The organism is Pseudorhodobacter wandonensis, assembly GCF_001202035.1.
GTDB classification, from domain to species: Bacteria; Pseudomonadota; Alphaproteobacteria; order Rhodobacterales; family Rhodobacteraceae; genus Pseudorhodobacter; species Pseudorhodobacter wandonensis.
Map to the genome: position 1 here is coordinate 1 of NZ_LGHT01000043.1, position 18,498 is coordinate 18,498.

General features: G+C 57.2%; 17 protein-coding genes and 1 pseudogene. 6 read left to right on the plus strand and 12 right to left on the minus strand.

Features of this window, described 5'->3' with window-relative positions; all coding sequences use genetic code 11:
* Nucleotides 1-477 (plus strand): ATP-binding protein (locus tag AKU79_RS15025; protein ID WP_050523169.1); only part of this gene is annotated, 477 nt, incomplete at its 5' end.
* Between the two features lie 50 nt (nt 478-527).
* Here AKU79_RS15025 and AKU79_RS15030 read toward each other — a convergent pair.
* The 9 genes from AKU79_RS15030 to AKU79_RS15065 form a co-directional block, all read right to left on the minus strand.
* Entirely contained in the window at nt 528-1,145 is a 618-nt protein-coding gene (locus AKU79_RS15030; protein WP_156209797.1) for an ATP-binding protein, read from the minus strand.
* On the minus strand, nt 1,135-1,338 hold the full coding sequence (locus AKU79_RS19360; RefSeq protein ID WP_092765157.1) for a hypothetical protein: 204 nt from the start codon (nt 1,336-1,338) through the stop codon (nt 1,135-1,137). The genes AKU79_RS15030 and AKU79_RS19360 overlap by 11 nt, the downstream gene beginning before the upstream one ends.
* Nucleotides 1,335-3,227, minus strand: a complete 1,893-nt coding sequence (locus AKU79_RS15035) for a DEAD/DEAH box helicase family protein (RefSeq protein ID WP_197087361.1) — start codon at nt 3,225-3,227, stop codon at nt 1,335-1,337. Before AKU79_RS15035 ends, AKU79_RS19360 begins: the two co-directional genes overlap by 4 nt.
* Nucleotides 3,228-3,338: 111 nt before the next feature.
* Nucleotides 3,339-4,400, minus strand: coding sequence for a class I SAM-dependent methyltransferase (locus tag AKU79_RS15040; RefSeq protein WP_050524409.1), 1,062 nt, complete (start codon nt 4,398-4,400; stop codon nt 3,339-3,341).
* Nucleotides 4,401-4,537: 137 nt separating this feature from the next.
* A complete protein-coding gene (locus AKU79_RS15045) occupies nt 4,538-6,451 on the minus strand; it encodes a type IV secretory system conjugative DNA transfer family protein (RefSeq protein ID WP_050524420.1) in 1,914 nt (637 codons plus the stop codon).
* 14 nt (nt 6,452-6,465) lie between these two features.
* On the minus strand, nt 6,466-8,394 hold the full coding sequence (locus AKU79_RS15050) for a relaxase/mobilization nuclease domain-containing protein (RefSeq protein ID WP_050524410.1): 1,929 nt from the start codon (nt 8,392-8,394) through the stop codon (nt 6,466-6,468).
* Entirely contained in the window at nt 8,387-9,007 is a 621-nt protein-coding gene (locus tag AKU79_RS15055) for a helix-turn-helix domain-containing protein (RefSeq protein ID WP_050524411.1), read from the minus strand. The genes AKU79_RS15050 and AKU79_RS15055 overlap by 8 nt, the downstream gene beginning before the upstream one ends.
* Before the next feature lie 412 nt (nt 9,008-9,419).
* The gene (locus AKU79_RS19565) at nt 9,420-9,596 is read right to left on the minus strand and encodes a hypothetical protein (protein ID WP_231580204.1); all 177 of its coding nucleotides are present in this window, start codon (nt 9,594-9,596) and stop codon (nt 9,420-9,422) included.
* A 635-nt stretch (nt 9,597-10,231) separates the two neighbouring features.
* The gene (locus AKU79_RS15065; protein WP_050524413.1) at nt 10,232-10,570 is read right to left on the minus strand and encodes a DUF736 domain-containing protein; all 339 of its coding nucleotides are present in this window, start codon (nt 10,568-10,570) and stop codon (nt 10,232-10,234) included.
* Nucleotides 10,571-10,758: 188 nt separating this feature from the next.
* Here AKU79_RS15065 and AKU79_RS19365 point away from each other — a divergent pair, with 188 nt between their 5' ends.
* From AKU79_RS19365 to AKU79_RS20040, 5 genes are all read left to right on the plus strand, one after another.
* On the plus strand, nt 10,759-10,965 hold the full coding sequence (locus tag AKU79_RS19365; protein ID WP_156209799.1) for a hypothetical protein: 207 nt from the start codon (nt 10,759-10,761) through the stop codon (nt 10,963-10,965).
* 724 nt (nt 10,966-11,689) lie between these two features.
* Nucleotides 11,690-12,061 (plus strand): TIR domain-containing protein, encoded by a 372-nt coding sequence (locus AKU79_RS15075; protein WP_156209801.1) that lies wholly within the window; start codon nt 11,690-11,692, stop codon nt 12,059-12,061.
* Between the two features lie 58 nt (nt 12,062-12,119).
* Nucleotides 12,120-12,626, plus strand: coding sequence for a TIR domain-containing protein (locus AKU79_RS15080; protein WP_050524416.1), 507 nt, complete (start codon nt 12,120-12,122; stop codon nt 12,624-12,626).
* A 77-nt stretch (nt 12,627-12,703) separates the two neighbouring features.
* A complete protein-coding gene (locus tag AKU79_RS15085) occupies nt 12,704-14,143 on the plus strand; it encodes an SIR2 family protein (protein WP_050524417.1) in 1,440 nt (479 codons plus the stop codon).
* Between the two features lie 71 nt (nt 14,144-14,214).
* Nucleotides 14,215-14,685, plus strand: coding sequence for a toll/interleukin-1 receptor domain-containing protein (locus AKU79_RS20040; protein WP_408002846.1), 471 nt, complete (start codon nt 14,215-14,217; stop codon nt 14,683-14,685).
* 13 nt (nt 14,686-14,698) lie between these two features.
* Here the strand turns inward: AKU79_RS20040 and AKU79_RS15095 are convergent, their stop codons facing one another.
* From AKU79_RS15095 to tnpC, 3 genes and pseudogenes are all read right to left on the minus strand, one after another.
* Nucleotides 14,699-16,867 carry a DEAD/DEAH box helicase gene (locus AKU79_RS15095; RefSeq protein ID WP_050524419.1) on the minus strand — a complete coding sequence of 723 codons (2,169 nt, stop codon included), beginning with the start codon at nt 16,865-16,867 and terminating at the stop codon, nt 14,699-14,701.
* A gap of 5 nt (nt 16,868-16,872) precedes the next feature.
* Nucleotides 16,873-17,700, minus strand: a pseudogene (locus AKU79_RS15100) (BREX system ATP-binding domain-containing protein); the annotation flags it as partial.
* A 41-nt stretch (nt 17,701-17,741) separates the two neighbouring features.
* The coding region (gene tnpC / locus AKU79_RS15105) for an IS66 family transposase (RefSeq protein WP_156209803.1) at nt 17,742-18,498 on the minus strand (757 nt) is incomplete at its 5' end.

Consider the following 18,498-nt stretch of genomic DNA (forward strand, 5'->3'; position numbering starts at 1 on the left):
GTGCTGATCGGAGGTCCGGGAACAGGGAAATCGCATGTTGCAACCGCCCTTGGCATTCAGGCCATCGAGCATCACCGTAAGCGCGTCCGCTTCTTCTCGACGGTTGAACTGGTCAACGCACTGGAGCAGGAAAAGGCCCAAGGCAAGGCCGGGAAGATCGCTGAGGCGCTGGTCAAAACCGACTTGGTGATCCTGGATGAGCTGGGATATCTGCCGTTCAGCGCCTCCGGCGGCGCGTTGCTCTTCCATCTTCTGAGCAAGCTGTATGAACGCACCAGCGTCATCATCACCACCAACCTGAGCTTCAGTGAATGGGCCAGCGTCTTTGGCGATGCCAAAATGACCACAGCACTGCTCGATCGTCTCACACATCGCTGCCACATCCTCGAGACCGGCAATGACAGCTACCGCTTCAAGGCCAGCTCCGAAACAGCGAAGAAAAAGCGAAAGGAGGCAACAGCATTGACGCCATCATAACCAGCAGATCATAACGGCTGGGTGGGTCAGATCTCGATGAAAATGCCGGGTCAGTTCTCAATGACAATCAACACCGCCTGTTCAGAAGCCGTGGTTACATCCCTGTTTCTCTTCTTTCGATTACCTTTAAGGGTCTCTATTCGAGCGACAAGATCGTCAAAAGAATCAGTTCTGTATAGCGCCTCAATCGCCTTGTCCGCGGCAGCGGCACCGTCTTTAAGCATATCTTTTGCAAGCTCACCATCGAAGACGAACAGATCAATACTTCGACTCAAAGCTGAGGCTAAAGCAGGGTCAATCGAGTTTAGGAGGTGTCCAGATTGCTTACCGCTCTGGACGGTTGTTGTGTAGAGATAGTGACGCCCCATCTCAAAATCGAAATCAATCCGGAACGTCAACCTTTCTCCGTAAACCGAGAGAACGAGCTCGAAATATCCTTCCTTAGTCGTTCGGTCAGCCTGCAACGCGGCAATCGAAAGTGATTGATCCAACCGGCCTGTTAGAGCCGACCGCAGAAGCGCCATCGTCGTGGTTTTACCCGTTCCGTTTGGCATTTGCAGGAGGACGTGACTGTATTTATCCGGATCAAGAGTGACACTGGCATCGCGCAAATAGCCGCGCAGCCCCTTTGCGTTCCAACCTAGAACAAGAACGTTATTACTTGTCACGTTGAGCATCCTCTTCGAGGATAATTTCTATTGTATCCTCAATCCTATGTGGTGGAGGCAAAGCTTCTAACGTGGCCTTCAGCAGTCGCTCAGTGGACTGCTGAACCGAAGTGCTATGAGAAACTTTCTTGGAAGCTTCTGCGATAGCAGCTGCAATTTCTTGTGCAGCCGTGGTCTGATCCTGACCATTCATTGTTCATCCCTCCGCGTCCCGCTCAGCTCAGCAAGCCACTCATAACGTCTAAGGTCTGTCGTGTCGCTGTCATCTTCATCGCCGAAATCGATAAAATCCAGTACATGCGCTCTTTTATTGACGTTGCTAGGATCGGTACGCAAGCAACGACCCAGTCGCTGGATGGTTTCGAGCTTGGCGCGCGCAGATGAAAACAGCACAATATTCCTGACAGATTTAATGTCGATGCCTTCAGATAGGCGATGGCAACTCACCAAACAATCGAGTTTCCCGTGGGCAAAATCCAACAAGCGCTGCGACTCATCTCCTTCATAATAGGTGCCAAAGACAATGCCCGCTTCCAAAAGATACCTCTGAACCAGTTCCCCATATTTTCGCGTTTCTACGAAGATCAGAGATCTCTCATAGAGCTCAGGGTTTGCCGCTAAGTGGTCCTTGAAGGGCTCCAGCTTCTCAGTCGTAACCTTTCGAACGCGTGACAGCTCGCGATAGAGCGCTTCATCACTTACGACTTCACCCGCCGCTTTTTTTCCGTGATGTCGCTTGATCAAGTTTCGGATTTCTACCCGATCTTCATCCGATAGTTCGTACTCTAGGGCGGTGTAGTCGAACTCACACAAGATGCCCCTACGAATCGCGTCTTCAATTTCAAATTTAAAGATGACTGGGCCGATTTCCGCTTCAATGAAACTGTTGCCAATTTCATCATATTCTCTCTCTGGCGTTGCGCTCAGCCCCAATCGATATCCAATCGGAGAAACCCATCCGGTTAGAGAGCTAACTTGCGCGGGAGAACCGAAGCCATGCACCTCATCGCAAATTATGAGAGTCTTTTCCAACGCGCCATCAACGCTGGATAGGAAATCTGATAAATAGCTTTGAGAAACAAGCAACAGTCTCTTTCCACGACTGGCAACAAATCGCGGCCCTTCCCGGTTTGGACCAAAATGGCGATAGATTCGGTAGGCGCTGTCAGGCACCATTGCCTGGAACCATTGCTCTAGCAGGTCATTTCCCCGCATCGTTACAATGACGGTATCCACTAAATTTAGAGATGTGAGCTTTTCAATGATGCGAAGTGCGGTTCGAGTCTTTCCAGTTCCGGTAGCCATTTCAAGCACACCGCTCTTTTTGGACAAAAAACACTCAATCGCGTCGTCTTGGTGACGCCACCTGCTATCAGTTTTGTCTTGTCGTTCGGAGCTACGGCTCGGTCGGTAGAACTGCGCCAGGTTTCCACGGATGGCTTCGGGAATATCGAAGCATCGGACATTCGGGTCGCTGTTAGTCCAGAGCCGCTCAAAACGCTTGCGATGCGACTCAACCCGCGAGGCATCTCGTGGGTCTGCCCAGCTCAGGAAGACGTCAAGGCTTTCAAAATTTCTGCGCCCTTGCTCCGTTTCGTTTTGAGAACCGTGGAACACAACACTATTACCAGTATGATCCCTAAAAATTCCGAGCTTGGGATGGTAATCACCACTTAGCTTGCCGGTTGGGACGGCCAACCGGACAGTCAGAAGCTTCTCAGCAATCATGTAGGAGAGTGTTTGGACGGGTTTGGAACTCGCGCTTTGTGCAAGTTCGTTCACCTCTGCTCTCAGTGCTTGAAGGAGCACCTCGTCGTCAATCGCATCCGCGCCTTGTTTTATCGCTGCCCAGTCTTCTGGCTTGAGCTTGGGACTAGTCAGTAGTCGCATTGTTCCGCCGTTTTGCGCGAAACCTGCGATCCCTGTCGCCACCCGTTGTAGCCAACCTGAAGTGAAATAACCCACACCCCGGTCATAGGACACGGAATGAGTAAGGCACGGGTTCATTAGAACCTGATCGATGTCATCCTTCGACGTGTCTACGTCAGATGGAAAGATTAGAGATCTCAAGGATTTGTTCATTGGACGATCCTGCATCACACAAGCAAAACTTGGAAGGTGGAAATGTAGAACGCCCTACTACGTAGGGCCTACATGGGAGACCTTTCGGCGCGGCGAAACCGATGAAACTCGCTAACCATTGTTGATCAGCACAGCGCTTTGCCAAGTGATATCACCTCGTCCAAGAAGGTCTGGACGCGTCTCAAGACGTTCAAGGTGGAAGCCAAAGCGCGTTGCCAGATCCATCAACTCATCCATCGAGACCTCGTGGATAGCCCGCGCCGGATCTGCCGGACCTAAGCGAAGAGTGATGTAGACAGCTCCTCCTGGTTTGACCAACGTAGCGATTGAAGCAACAGCGGCTTCTCTATCTTCTTTCGCTATGTGCATCCAAACTGCACTCAGAACGACAACGTCGAAAGTTGGCAGTTCACGCCGCGCGACCTCCAAGTCTGGCAAAGCATCGCGTATCCAGGTAATTGGCATGTCTTGGTGTGCGTGACGAGCAATCCGCAACATTGCACCCGCAGGTTCCACCGCAACAACCCGATGCCCAAGAGACGCAAGCCAAGCCGCATCACGCCCTGTACCGGCGCCGACGTCAATGATGTCCAGATGGGCGCCCGAGAATTTGTCTTCTAGAAGCCTCAAAAGACCAGGATGAGCAGCTGCGGCAGAGATGCCCTCGTAGCTTTCGGCCAAGTCCAATGCATGGCGATCATAGTATGCTGACGCTGCATTTTTCTGCATGGGATTTCCTACTTCAGACCAATCAGTTTGATAAAATGTCATGATCCAGAGACCAAGACTCGTCAAACTGGCCAAGACGAGCATAGCTTGGAAGGACCGGCGCACAACGAGCGGTTTGTTGTACCAGAAATCACCTTTTGCAGAAACGAAGTCTGCTGGAGATCGCCTTTCTATCCAGTTGAGTGTCTGCTCCATAACATACCGAAGTCTTTGTATAACAAGGAACAAGCAAGCATTGCCAACGGTCGCCAGAAACAGCAGCGCGAGTTGGAAAAATGGCGAGTTCTCAACCTTCGAGACCCCAAACCAAAGTCCACCAGTTAGCGTCATAGAGATGAGCGGGATCTGCCACATCTGATGGTTGAGCGATCGGAAGGTCTCATGGTTCTGCACAAAAGCCTGCTCGCTCAGATCCGATTGGTGTACCGCTGGTTTATCTGTCATCTCTTCATCTTCTTGGTTAGGTCAAAACAAGCGTACGTTCTTCATAAAAAAGAAGAAAATTGCGAACTCATTCTTTTGAATTCCTCTCAGGAACACAAGAGACTCAGGACATTATTTCAAAAGGCACGGAGCAGTCATCACCCGCCCAACAACTCCTCGATAAAATCCTCCTGTCGGTCGAGCGCCGACTCCCATTCCTTCGGCACGGCCGCTTCCCGTTCCAGAGTTTCGGGTTCAGGCTGCCCGCGCCCGGCCGCTATCGCCATCACACTCATCGCCCGCGATTCACGGCGCTGCGCGCGATCCCGTGCTGGCGCACGTTCCGCTGGTTTCATCAGCTCGTCCGGACGGATCTCGTCACCACCATCGCTCCCCCATGGTCCCACGCCCTGAACACTCGGCGGGTATGGGAACGGCTTGCCCTCCTGGCGGGCCAGCATGTCCTTGAAGAAGGGATCGTCGTAATACTTGATCCGGCTCGCCTTGATCGGGTGTTGGGGCGAAGCGAGGATGATCACCTCGTCGGGGTCCATCAGACGCGCCTCAGTTTCCGAGAGCAGAGGACGCTCTTCGAGCCGCGCTGACGTCGAGGTGGCGCCAAGAAAACCCTTGTTGCGACCATACATCCGGGTGACGGCCTCACGTGTGGTGCTGCCGACTGCGGCGGAGACCTCCTTCACGGTGCGCTGGTCGCGCGGGGTGATATAGAGCTTCAGCCCTGCGCCGTTCTCGAGGCTCTCGCGGCCCTCCGGCCCGTAGATCCGGTCGAGTGAGGCGAGCGACTGCGCAATCATCGCGACGCGGCCGCCATAGCTTGCCAGCGAATGGATCGCGCGCTCGAGATAGGGCATTGCCCCCATCTGCTGGAATTCGTCGATCATCATCATGACAGGCCAGGGCTCGTCCGGACCAGGCTCGTTAAGGCGGATCGACGCGATGAGATCGGCGAACATCAGGCGCAGGAGCGGCGCCAGTGTTGCGATGTGATCCTCTGACACCGCGATATAGAGCGACTGCGGGGTCTTCCGGAAGGTCGAGAAGTCAAAATCACTCGCCTGGGTGGCCGAGCGCACCGCCGGATTGTCCCATTGCTTGAGACCAGCGGTCATCAGGGCCTGGATGTTCGAGGTCAGCAGCCGCGAGGAGGCAGAGGCCGCGTTGGTCCAGAGCTCGCGAAGGATGTCTTCCTCGGCCTCGTCGGCATAGGTCTTATACTGGGCGTTCTTGTATTCGCCCCCGGCTACGATCTTGTTCACCTCGCCGAGGTTGGGGGTGCGGCGCTGGATCGCCAGAAGGCAGGCGGCAACGAAGATCGACTTGCCGGCCTCCGAGAAGGTGTCGAGCGTCTTGTTGTCCTTGTCGAGAAAGAGGTCGGCCAAGATCGAGACCTCGGTGAAACGCTGCGCGAATGTCGGCGCCTTGGCGATCCGCGACAGCGGGTTGTAGCGATGCGTGGCGTTGGCCCAGTCGAAGGGGCTGAAGCGATAGACCTCGTCTCCGTTCAGCGCCCGGAGCCGTGCGGTCTTCTCGAAGTTCTCGCCCTTCACATCGAGCACCACGACCGAGCCCGCGAAACTCAGGAGGTTGGGGATCACGAAGCCCACGCCCTTACCGGCCCGCGTGGGCGCGACCATCATCACATGCGGGATGGTGGTCGAGGAGATGAACTCAGCTTTGGACGTCGGGGCTCCGAGCTTGCCGCAGACGAAACCCTTGCCCGGGGCCTGCAGCATGTCGTTCTTCTTCAGTTCGGCTTTGGTCTGCCAATGGGCCGAACCATAATCGTCACGCTCCTTCTTCGAAGTCCAGGCGAGCGCCAGCGCGCCGAGTCCGATGGCCCCGGAGCCGACAGCGCCGAACCCCACCTTGAAGGCCTCGGGGTGCGCGGCGCGCGTGGCCGTGCTGGCCTTCCAGAGGGCCAACATGTCGAAACTGCCGAACCCGGTTTTCAGGGCCAGGGTCAGGTAGAAAGCGGCGACGATGGTGCCGATGACAGCGCCGCAGATCACACCGAAGAGGAGCGCGGCCCAGAGGGGAAGTGTCTTGGTCATGGCGGTCATCCCCCTCAGAATTCCATCTCGTCATCGAGACCGCGGTCCCGACCGAGATCGCGACCCAGCTCCTGCGCCTCCTGCTGGCCGCGCAGCCGCGCGACCTCGGTCGCCTTGTCCTGCTGCAACCCGGCTGCGCGGTCGGTGAAGATCTGCTCGCCTGTCTCCTCGAAGGTCATCTCGAGGAATTCCTGCGTGACCGTGATCTGGTCGAGCTTGCTCGGCAGGACCGCATCCAGAACCTCGTAGTTGCCGCGACGAAGCTCGGCCAAGCCCTCCTCGCCCAACTCCTTGAAGAGCTCGGATTGCAGGGTCCGCTCGACAATCTCTTCCTGCTCCTCGGTGAGCTTGCCGTCCCGCAACATGTCGGCGAGGTCCTGGAGGTAGGGATTGGGCGTCCGGTCATCCTCGTCGATGAGCGGCAGGATCTCCTGTTCTTCGTCCGCGAGAGTCCGACCGATCTCGACGCCCATCTCCTTGGCCCGTTCCATCAGCGCGTCCATTACCCCGTCGACCTTTTCCAGCGCGGCATCGAGTTGGTCGTCATTGGCCATCTCGACGCTGAGACCATCCTTCGCCAGCACCGCGTTCATGTCCCGCTCGACCCAGTCCTGCGCCATGCCGTAGTTCCGCGTGCCGCCCGCCGAGATGCGCGCCACCAGTCCCTCGCTGTCCATGCCTGCCTCCTCGGCGCGCTCGAGCACCTCACGCAGCCCCTCGTCCTTGCCGAACTGCAGCGCGGCGATCAGCACATCGCTGCCCGCCCCCGGCGGATAGGGTTCTTCGAGCTGCTTGCCAAAGCGCGCGCGCAGGTCCGGATCCGGCACCATCTGCGAGAGGTCCGCGATGATCGGCGCGGCCTTGGCCTCGAATGCGGCGCGCTCGGCCGGGTCCAGTTCCTCGGCCTTGAGCCTCAGCGCCTCGATCGTGCGCTCGGAATAGTCGATCGCGTCACCGACGGTCTTGATGTCCTTCATGTCTATCTCTCCTTCGGTGAAGTTCCACGGCGTGCCCGAGCCAAGCCCGTCCGCCATGCCGCGCACGGCGCGCGCCATGTGGTGCCGGTCCATCCGGTCCAGCAGGTCGGCGAGGTTCTTGTAGTCCTTGGCGAAGCCCACCACCTGCGCCTGCGCGATAGCGGATTGCTGGGCCGTCATGACGATCTCGCGCGGCAGGCGGGCCTCTTCCTTGGCGCGGTAGATCTCCTCGATTCCGGCGGGCTTCTCGAAGATGCCGCGCTCAAGCCGGGTGGTCGCATCAAGCATCACGCCATAGCGTTCCGCGATCTCAGCCTGCTTCTCGCGCATGAGCTGCGGCGACATCACGCCCTCGGCCCAACAGGAAAACCAGGTGCCCTTCTCGACGCCGCGATTGTTCAGGATGATGTGCGCGTGCTTGTGCGCCCGGTCGTCATGGACAGCGAGAACATAGTCCCACTGATCGCCATATTCGCCGCTCTCGAAGAAATGCTCCGTCCAGTCCATGGCGATGTCACGGACCTGGTCGACCGTCACGTCGGTCGGGAACGAGAGCAGCATGTGCGAGGTGAACCCGAGCTTGGTCGAGCCGCGCCAGGTCCCGGCCCAGTCCTCGATGATGTCCTCCTTCTGCTCTTCAGAAAGCACCGCCGCATCGGTCAGCGCGTTGGTCATCGTCGAATAAGTGTAGACCGCCTTGTCGTTGATGTAGGAGATCTGCGCCCCAAGCGACGCACGCGTCTTGCAGCCCCCCGCCCGGATCCGTTTGAACACCGCCGCGCGGCTCTGACCCGAGGCCGCCTTCAGAGCGTTGCGGGCCGACATGGACCCAACGCGCGCGAAACTGCGACCCTGCCGACGGCCCGCCAGCCGCGCGTCGATCCGCGCCGCGGCCTGGCCCCGGATGCGCTCATCCTCCCAGAGCCGACCCATGACCGAGGTGTAGAGGGCGAGTGGATCAGCCATTCCTGACGAGCCTCAATCCGCGCTCGATCCTGCGCGGGCCATCCTCCAGAGCCGCGCTCTCCGCCCCCTGCCCTTCTTCCTCTTGCGGCCACCCCTGATGACGCAGCGCCTGCGCCGCATCCTTCATTCGGCCCATCTCACGGCTCATCGACTGCGCCAGATCGAGCAGTTCGATCAGCACCGCGCGATCCGCCTCCGAGACCTCCAACCGACCGCGATGGACCGCCTTGGCGAGCACCAATCCGGCGTCGCTCACATCCTTCGCCTGACGCCACCCGGCACAGAATTCCGCGACCAGATCACGCGGCACATCGAGAAACCCGCACCGCCCACGCAGCACTGCATTCAGCGCCTGTGACCGGTTGGCATAGCCCCGTTCACGCCACTCCGCGTCGAAGGCTTCCAACTCGGATCGGCTGGCGCGGAAGGCCACCGTCTCGCTCGGATCGCGCACCGCAATCCCCTCGCCCGCCTCCTCTTTCGCGAGCCGGTTCACATGGCGCGGCGAGATGCCAAACGCCGCCGCCAGCTCCTTGGCGCTCTCGCCCGCCGCAAAGCGCCGCGCGACTTCGATGCGCTCATCAAGCTTCAGGTTTTTCGCTGGCCTCGGCACGGGTCAGACCCCTCGGACAAAATGTGCAAACATTGGCCATATCCTGCCAACGTCTTCCTTCTCTCCTTCGCTTATACTTCAATATATCACATTGCGCAATAATACGTTTTGCATGATGTGTTTTTTTGCTGACAATGGACGCCGTCAAGACCCCGCGTTGCAGCGCGCCATGGAACGGGTCCCGCCCACTTCGATGAAGAACAACCAGGTCGAACGAGCTTCCGAAGCTTGTGTTCAAGACGCACGCGACGACAGACAAACCGAACGCTCGAGCCGCTCACGGATCGGGCGCCAGGAACACGAAAACGGCCTGCGCGGGATAGCGCGGGTCACACCCTCTGAGGGCGACACGATGCTTCAGAGTGACGGCGTCAGACCCCTGCGGATCCGAAGACCCGCAGGGGTCTCTGGGTCAGTGACCCAGTCCCTGAGAGCGCAGGTCGTCGTAGCGGCTGCGGGCGATCAGCGCCTCGGTCTCGAGGCTGTCGAGGGTCTGTGGATGGGCGTCTTCATCGAAGGCGGCGAGGTAGGCCTCGAAGGCCATGTCGGCTTGCAGTTCGGCGAGGTCGATGGATTGTTCGAGCGTCATGGTGTGATCCTTTCCGTTGATCGTCGTTGGACGGATCGTGGAAAAGACCGGGGGCATGAGAGCGGGCTGCACCCGGCACGGGGCGGAATGAAATGGAGCACGCCGGGGGAAGGTTTGTTGTGAGCGATGCCTCGGCAGCGCTCAAGGCGTCAGCCGTCCAGAAACCTGCCCCCGGCGTTGCCGACCGCTCGACCCCGGGCTAGCGATCTCTAAGGCCAACAGGTCGACGGAAAGGCGCGCGGCTGTGACACGGATTGGAGACGATGCCCTCCAGACGCATGACGTTCATCTGCGGATTGCACCCTCGCGGCACAAGGTGAGTTCGGCGCCCTGGCAGCTTCGCCGACACGACCCAAGCGCGGGTTGCTCGAATGAGAGAAGGGGTGCACTTGCCTCGCTCAGTGCGCTGCCAGCTCTCCCTGCGGACATTCGGCTCCGCCTCGGGTTCCCACGGTCCACGCTGACACTGAACAGAAAGATCGGAGCCGCATCTGCGACCTTTCCGGTCTTCCTACCCTCCTCTGCGTCCGCGTCGGAAATTTGCGGCATCCTTCGGACACCGATGGTGCGCCGATCGAAGACTAGTTCCCCGGAACGAGGAAAAGCCAGACCGCCGGAGCGGACTGGCTGTTGGCTTAGGCGGCGTCTTTGGGACCCCAGGGGATGACGGCCTGCAGGGACAGATCGTCCTGGTTCGCGGCCTTGCCGAGGTTGGCGTTGAAGCCGTGGTCGCGGATGGTCAGCGTGTAGTAGTCGGCGCCGGTCTCCCTGTTCTGCTTCTTCCAGATGCCACCGCACTCGACCAGCTTGCCGCGCGGGGAACGGCCGAGGACGCGGTGCGTGGGGGCCATCGGGTTCGCGCTTGCGACGGGTTCGACCGTGATGTCGAGGTCGAAGGTCAGGGTCGAGATGGAGCCGACGCCCTTGGCGGTTTCGATGTCAGTGCTGGTGAATTTGATGCAGTTCGTGGTCATTGCTCTTCTCCTTGTTTGCGTTGCAATGATGGTCACCTTGCAGCTGGCCAAGGCCCGGCCACACCGAAGGCGAAGCGCAGCGGAGAGGGGCAGGCGCCGGTCTTTTTGGCGCGCGAGGAATGGCCCGCAGGGACAGGGGAAAAAGATCGGCGACAACCTTTGTGGACGGGACGACAGCTGCGACCAGCATGTCATGCAAAGCAACACATCGGGAGAAGTGCGATGGCCGCGACTGGAAACTGGGTGAACTGCCAATGGAACGACCGGGGGCGGTGTCTTTTCAGCCCTCTCACCCCGAGCCGCAGCCGGACGGGTTCGCGCTTTGCCGAGCCTTGCCCAACGTGGCGCGCCAGCGCACATCCGCAGGCAAGCTGGTCGAGTGTGGTGCCATCTGACTGAGCGATTTCAAGCAGACCGTCGAAGCATCTGCACCGGGCGCGGTTCATCCCGATTTTGAACGACCCCTCTTCGGCAGCCCAATCGTTTGCGATTTCTTGCATCGCAATGATCTCCGGTCCTCTGCCAATTGCTGCCAATGCAATCCGGCAGTCGTCGAGCATCGTTTACGGTCAATGATGGCAGAACAGCATGTCCGGCAATGCGAGGAATACTGCCGGCGGAGGCGCGCTGGACGAGACCATTGAGGCAATCCGCCCCGCCCCAGCGACCGTTACCGAATGGCCGAGATGAAGCGTTGCCACGACCATGCGACGGCTGGTCGGGATGGCTCCGGAGGAGACTGCCCGGCCAGCAGCACGTCGCAGGGAGAGGCAGCGTTTCATCTCGGGGAGGCCGGCTGCGTGCAGCCGGCCGAGTAGGGCGCGGTCCTGACCAAAGGACAGGAGGGGCCATGATCAATAGGACGGGACAGCAGAGGGACAATAGACCTCCTCAAGTTCTATCACCCACGGCCACGAGCCGAAAATGGCCGCACTAGTTCCGCACGTAACAACCGTCGCTTTGAAACATTAGGCACCCGAGGAAAACCGATTACTTGCGGTTGCTGTACTGATGTTCGCCACTAGAAGTTGCAATCGCAGGACGGACGCACCACAATATATCTAGAGTCGGCACTAGATGTTCTCTGCCCACCCACAAGCTCCACGAGACGAGGTAAGATTGAAGACACCGATTTTTGTAAGCTTCGACTTTGACAACGACCGACGGCTAAAGGATTTCATAATCCAACAAGCTCGTAGGCCCGACTCGCCGTTCCAAGTCATCGATCACTCGTTGAAGGAAGCAGCTCCCGAGATGAGTTGGGAGGCCAAGGCTTATAGGGCAATCGGTAGAGCCAGGGTTGTGCTCGTCATGGTCGGTCCTCAAACGCACCGCGCGCCCGGTGTATTGAAGGAAATCAAAATGGCCCGGGATCAAGGGAAAAAAGTGGTACAAATCATTGGCTATCGAGACGGAAACTACACTCCGGTCAAGGATGCCGGGCAACTCTATCGTTGGAATTGGGAAAACCTAAGAAAAATACTTAGCTAAACCGGCTGCGAACTCACATTAGATCAGTCACGATTCCACCCTAATCCGAGGAACCCAAATGGCCCGTCGCGTTTTCTTTAGTTTTCACTTCAATAACGATCACTCACGCACCCAGCTCGTACGGAATATGAACTCTCTTGAGGGCAACAGTCCCGTGACGCCCAACCGCTGGGAAGAAATCAAAAATACAGGCGAAGCCGCCATCAAGAAGTGGATAAATGACAATATGGCAGGGAAATCCTGCGTGGTCGTGCTAGTAGGAAGCGAAACAGCATCCCGGCAATGGGTTCGGTACGAAATAAGAAAGGCCTGGGAAGAAGGGAAAGGCGTCCTTGGCATTCATATCCACGGACTCAAAGACTTGAACGGCAATACTTCCACAAAAGGTACCAGTCCCTTTACAGACCTCAAGGTGTCTGAAGATGGCAGACTTGTGACGCTGGGATCAGCTCCGACACTGAAGAATCCTGCCGGAAGCACGAGCAAGGATATCTACGCCAGCATCCAAACTAACATCGAAAGCTGGATTGAAGAGGCAATCCAAAATCGCGCCAAGTACAAATAAGATCACGGACCCAAACTGGGCTTCAGTGCAATCTGAACCAGGAATATCGGCAGACTTTTATTCGGAGCATTATCCACATGAAGAAAGACGTAGAACGCTTTGTCGAAAAGTTTGTCGAAGAAATCCGCTCCGAAAATGCAGCTGTATTCCTTGGCGCGGGTGCGTCCAAAGCTGCAGGACATGTGGACTGGTCGGAGCTTCTTGCGCCGTTGGCGAAAGAACTTGAACTTGACATCGAAAAAGAGAGTGATCTTGTCGCTTTGGCGCAATTCTATGAAAACCAGACCCGAGACCGGGCGACGATCAATCAGGCGATATTGGATGCGTTGGGTCGAAATGTCGAACCAACCGAAAATCACCGAATACTGGCGTCCCTCGACATCCCGGTTTTCTGGACGACGAACTATGACCGGCTTATTGAGGACTCTCTTCGTGAAGCTGGTAAAATCGCAGATGTAAAATACACGGTTCCCCAGCTCGCAACCACGAGATCGAAGCGACATGCCATCGTCTATAAAATGCACGGTGATGTTGAACACCCGGCCAACGCAATTCTAACAAAAGATGACTACGAAAAGTACTTCAAGACTCACGGCGCATATATTACGGCACTTTCTGGGGACCTGGTCTCAAAGACATTTGTCTTCATTGGGTTCAGCTTCTCTGACCCCAACTTGGACTACATTCTTTCGCGCGTTCGCGTAACGTTTGAGAAGAACCAAAGACGGCACTTTGCATTCTTTAAGAACCGATCACGGCAAGCGGACGAGAGTGACGAAGATTTTAGGCTCGCGCTGACACGACAACGCCTAATGATTGAGGACCTGAAGAGGTTCAACATTCACGCAATCTTGGTGGATGAGTATGAAGAAATCACGGAAGCGCTTCGAGAGGTGGCACGGCGTTTCCGCATGAGAACCATATTCGTTTCTGCTAGCGCATCTGAATTTTCGCCCTGGGGAGAAGACGCAGTTACGGGTTTTATGCGAAAACTCGGTTCGCTGCTGGTTGAGAACTCACTTCGGATTAGCACGGGCCTCGGTCTGGGCGTAGGCAATGCGCTTTTCACCGGAGCCCTAGAGGAGGTGTATAGAAATCTAGATCGCCAGGTAGATGATCACCTGCTTGTTCGCCCATTTCCTCAGTTTGTCGAAGATAAGGATGAACGCGAAAAGTTGTGGAAGACATACCGGGACGATTTCATTCCTTCAGCTGGAATGGCAATTTTCTTGTTTGGAAACAAGATCGTTGAAGGAAAGGTCGTTGAAGCGAATGGGATGGTTTCCGAGTTCGAAATCGCTGCGGAACACGGCCTCGTCTTGCTACCAGTGGGTGCCACTGGTTCCACCGCTGGTGCTCTTGCGAAACGCATACTAGAGGACCCCACATCTTATCCGAGTGTTCCCTCAGAGCTACTGCCACTCATTGAGAAGCTGAATGATCCTGTGACTTCGTTGGACGAACTCCTGCAACCGATCGTGGATCTGGTTCGCATCACCGAAAAGTTCGGAAAGTAACGATCCTTCCCTTGAAGCTGCGGAGAAATACCATGCCAATTTCCATGACAGATATCAGGCTCCAAGCACGAATGGGGGACAGGCGTGTTGCGAAGTCGCTGGCTGAAGCCCAACAGAACAGACTCACTACAGCATTCCTTTGCCATTCCCACCAAGATCGCGACCTCGTGCAGGGCCTGATTAACCTACTGACAAGGGCGGGTTGGCACGTATATGTGGATTGGATGGACAATTCCATGCCGAGTAAACCCAATCGGACAACCGCAGACAAAATCAAGAAGCGCATCAGGGAACTCGACTATTTCCTGTTTCTTGCTACCTCAAATTCAGTTTCTTCGCGATGGTGTCCTTGGGAAATCGGCTATGCCGATCCATACAAGTCCCCCGAGAATCTACTGATAATCCCTACGCGCGAGGGTACGGTCACCCATGGGAACGAATACTTGGATCTTTACCGAAGGATTGATGTACGTACGGATGGGAGCTTCGCCGCAGTTGATCCGGGGTCACTATACGGCACCGATTTACGGAATTTGAGGTAATCGGGCATGATTGTCATGGTCTCAACCGCTCTGACAACCTGCTAAGGCAACTAAGATCGACCTTGGAAGAACACGCGTCGAGAACCAATAGTTCGTGATGCAGATAGGGGTGGAACTTTTCCGAAACAAGGTTTCCAGCATCACCGAAGAGGTCTCGCGCATCTTTCGCCGAAATCCTTCCAAGCACCGCCCGTAGATCGGGGGTTTCGTCCCCGTTCTCCACCAGCAGAAACCCGTCGTGCTGCTCGACTGAAAACCCCTCGCTTCTCAGAGCGAGCGCGAGGGTTGATGTCTTCACCGTACCGACCCGCGTCGCAATGACTGATGTACGCTCGCCGATGCTGCGTATGTTATTGGCCCTAAACCCCAGCTGTTCATAGTGAGCACGCGCTTCCTCGAGCATCATCAAAGAGACTGTGTCCATGTAATCTGGGCTGGAATCCCCCTCGAGCACGGCGAACATTCGGTCGATCACCTTGTCATGAATGTCCCCAGCATCGCCGCCGAAGACTGGAGGCACACCAGCCTTCGCGGGCTTGACGACGATGACCTTTTCACGATCATGGATTTCTTGAACCACCCAACGCCTACCAGAAAAAATCAGCAGCATCCCGGGAGCAAGAACATTGTCGATTGGTAGGGTTCCAAGATCCCGCCCCTCTGCAACCAAACGGAATTCTTCAGGTGTCTGAAACACGGCATAGAAGCTGTAATGCTCAACCAGCTTTTCGCCTGTCGGTCCCAAGAGTAACAGCCCACTTGCGGCTTGTTCGATCAAGCTGGTTTCAGGATGACCGATCGCACGCAATACATCTGCGAATATATCGGTTGTGACCTTTCGAAAAGGGCCTTCGCGGCAAAGGACGTTGTAGACCGCGCTTGCAGACGCACCGCCGCGCTGCGCAATAACTGATAGTATCTGATGGACGAGCGTCGAAAGGTGAAGGGCTTGCGGTTTTGGTGGTTCGCACCAACCTTCCAGCAGCAGGTCTATCATCGCGATGGACCTGATCAGGCCGAGGCGAAGACGATCCACGAAGCTACTCTCCGGCGTCAACTTGGCTTCGACAGCGTACTGCCTGAGAATGGCCGGTTGTCCTTCACGCCGGCCTGACCGGCCAAGCCGTTGTCGCAACGCCGCGACGCTGAATGGCGCGCCAATTTGAGCCACGCAAGTCACGTCACCGATGTCGATTCCAAGCTCGAGCGTCGACGTGCAAACGGCGGTTGTCGGTTTGGCAGGATCCTTTAAGCGCCGTTCTACGAAGTCACGGTGTTCTCGGGAGAGGCTCGCGTGGTGGGGATAGAATTCCTGTGGCAGGTGCTCCCGTTCGCAAAGCTCCCGCAACCGATCTGCGTAAATCTCGACCCGTTGGCGCGCTCCGGCGAAGACCAGGTTGTCACTGCCTCGAAGGTGTTTGAACAGATGGGCTGCTATCGCGTCCGTTGCGGATGGGCTGTTTTCATCCTCATCGCCTGAGAGGTAGCCGCGAAGCTGAAGCTTCAATTCTGCCTCGCCGCCATCTGCTTCGATCAGCTGGACAGAGCTTGCTGCGTCAGGGCGAAGATAGGCCTTGGCGAGGTCCATGTCGCCTAGCGTAGCTGACAGACCTATCCGACGGATTGGGCGCTTTATCGCGAGCTCGAGCCTTGTGAGCAGTGAACGAAGCTGGACACCGCGTTCGCTATCCAGAACCGTATGCAGTTCGTCGATCACGACCGCCCGCGTGGCCCCAAATAGGCGGGCAATTTCCAAACCGCGACGAATGAAAAGCGCTTCAAGGGACTCTGGGGTTATCAGCAGGATCCCTTTTGGAGATTTCAACGCGCGCGTCTTGATCGATTGCGAGACATCCCCGTGCCAGGGAACAACCGGAAGCTCTGCTTCCTGGCAGATGCCCTCCAGCCGCATGGCCTGGTCCGTGATCAAGGCTTTCAGCGGACCGATGTAGAGCAGGTCGAAACCGGTGCCGCCCGACGGCTCGTCAAGCACCTGTGAAATCAACGGCAGGAACGCCGCCTCGGTCTTTCCGCCCGCCGTGGACGCCGCAACGATTAAATCGGCGTTGGTCTCGTAGATCGTCCGGATGGATCGCGCCTGGATGTCGCGAAGTTCGCGCCATCCTTTCTGGCGTATCCATTTCTGCACAGGCCTCGCCAGTTTGTCGAACGCACTGCTCATCGGCGTCAGAGCTTGAAGCTGATCAGGTCATCGTCACCGGGGTCTTGGGTGCCAGTCGCCTCGTCTACCTCAGTCATGTCTTCGCCGAGGTCTTCGGACACCTCGATCTTTTCGATCAGATCGCTCCACTCGACACCGGGGTTTTGCTCAAGCACGGAAAGCAGGTTCACGAATGCCGTCACCGTATTGCGCGGGGTGCGGAAGTAAGCTTCACCGATCCGGTCCGAGCAATGCGCCATAAAGGCTTCGAGCGCGTCGTCCGGCAGAGCACCGGCATCGTCCTGCATGATCCGCCGGACATTGGCCAGAAGAACGAAGAGATCTTCAGGGGTCAGGCTGGCCAGCCGGACAACGGGTCCTGAAAGGTCGACCAATCCATCTCGCGCGAAGGTGTTCTCGGCCAAACGCGATTGAAGGGCTTCGTAGCTGTAGAGCCCTCGACGGGTGTTCATCAGAAACTCCGGGGTCCCGCCCATCAAAAATCCGAGGTTCTCGGCACTGCCCTGCAGCACATCATTCAGGATCCGTAGGATCTGTTCGTAGTTTGCATTGCGGGCCTGCGACGATGTGAGCTTGTAGAGGTTCACCATCTCGTCGAGGCCGACGAGTAGGCCTTTGTAACCGGCTTCACACACGAATGCCGACATCAGCTTCAGATGGTCGTAGACACTGGCATCGTCGATGATCGTTCGCACGCCAAGCGCCTTGCGCGCGTCGGTACGTGTCGCGAATTCACCGCGCAGCCATCTCAGGGCTGCGGATTTCAGCTCGTCGTCGCCTGTTTCATGGCCTTCCCAATATCGACGGATGACTTCGGCGAACTCAAACCCTCCGGTGAGTTCTTCGTAAGCGGTCGCTGGGCAGCACGTTCAACTCAGCTTGACGGCCTGAAGTTCCATGGCAGCAGATCGTCGATGCGGCTTTGAGGATGGCCATTGGCGATCGCGGTCAGGGTTGCCTTCAAGTAGGCGAAGGGCTCGATGCCATTGATCTTGCAGGTTTCGATCAGGGAGGCGATGCGGCCCCAGGCGATTCCGCCTTCGTCATGGCCCGCGAAGAGTGCGTTTTTACGATTGAGGGCGATGGGGCGGATCAGGTTTTCAACCCTGTTGGAGTCGATCTCGACGCGGCCGTCGGTCAGGAATGTTTGCAACCCGTCCCAATGGTTATGGATGTAGGTCAGCTTTTCGCCCAGCCGGGATTTGGCGGAGATCTTGCGGCGTTGTGCCTGCAGCCAGTCACCGAAGGCCGCCACCAATGGCGCAGCTCGGGATTGTCGGGCAGAGAGACGCTGACCGGGCGAGATGCCACGGATGTCGGCCTCGACGGCGTAGAACTCGGCGATGCGACGCAGACCTTCGGCCGCGATCTCTGATCCGTCGCGGTCAAATACTTCCTTGAGCTTACGCCGCGCATGCGCCCAGCAATGCGCCACCCGAATGGGCACGCCGCCCTTGCGCGAGGGTTTGGTCAGCCGATTGTAGCCAGTATAGCCGTCGATTTGCAGGATGCCATTGAAGCCTGTGAGGAAATTTTCGGCATTCTCCCCCGCCCGACCGGGGGCGTAAAAGTAGACTACGCCAGGCGGGTCATCGCCGCCCCAGGGCCTATCATCGCGGGCCAGCGCCCAG

Bases quoted from the DNA above. Each gene is read 5' to 3' on its own strand.
- AKU79_RS15080 (WP_050524416.1), top strand. From the start codon at position 12,120: ATGGCCCGTCGCGTTTTCTTTAGTTTTCACTTCAATAACGATCACTCA.
- AKU79_RS19360 (WP_092765157.1), bottom strand. From the start codon at position 1,338: ATGAATGGTCAGGATCAGACCACGGCTGCACAAGAAATTGCAGCTGCT.
- AKU79_RS15045 (WP_050524420.1), bottom strand. From the start codon at position 6,451: ATGACCAAGACACTTCCCCTCTGGGCCGCGCTCCTCTTCGGTGTGATC.
- AKU79_RS19365 (WP_156209799.1), top strand. From the start codon at position 10,759: ATGTCATGCAAAGCAACACATCGGGAGAAGTGCGATGGCCGCGACTGG.
- AKU79_RS20040 (WP_408002846.1), top strand. From the start codon at position 14,215: ATGGGGGACAGGCGTGTTGCGAAGTCGCTGGCTGAAGCCCAACAGAAC.
- AKU79_RS15085 (WP_050524417.1), top strand. From the start codon at position 12,704: ATGAAGAAAGACGTAGAACGCTTTGTCGAAAAGTTTGTCGAAGAAATC.
- AKU79_RS15095 (WP_050524419.1), bottom strand. From the start codon at position 16,867: ATGAGCAGTGCGTTCGACAAACTGGCGAGGCCTGTGCAGAAATGGATA.
- AKU79_RS19565 (WP_231580204.1), bottom strand. From the start codon at position 9,596: ATGACGCTCGAACAATCCATCGACCTCGCCGAACTGCAAGCCGACATG.
- AKU79_RS15065 (WP_050524413.1), bottom strand. From the start codon at position 10,570: ATGACCACGAACTGCATCAAATTCACCAGCACTGACATCGAAACCGCC.
- AKU79_RS15035 (WP_197087361.1), bottom strand. From the start codon at position 3,227: ATGAACAAATCCTTGAGATCTCTAATCTTTCCATCTGACGTAGACACG.
- AKU79_RS15050 (WP_050524410.1), bottom strand. From the start codon at position 8,394: ATGGCTGATCCACTCGCCCTCTACACCTCGGTCATGGGTCGGCTCTGG.
- AKU79_RS15040 (WP_050524409.1), bottom strand. From the start codon at position 4,400: ATGACAGATAAACCAGCGGTACACCAATCGGATCTGAGCGAGCAGGCT.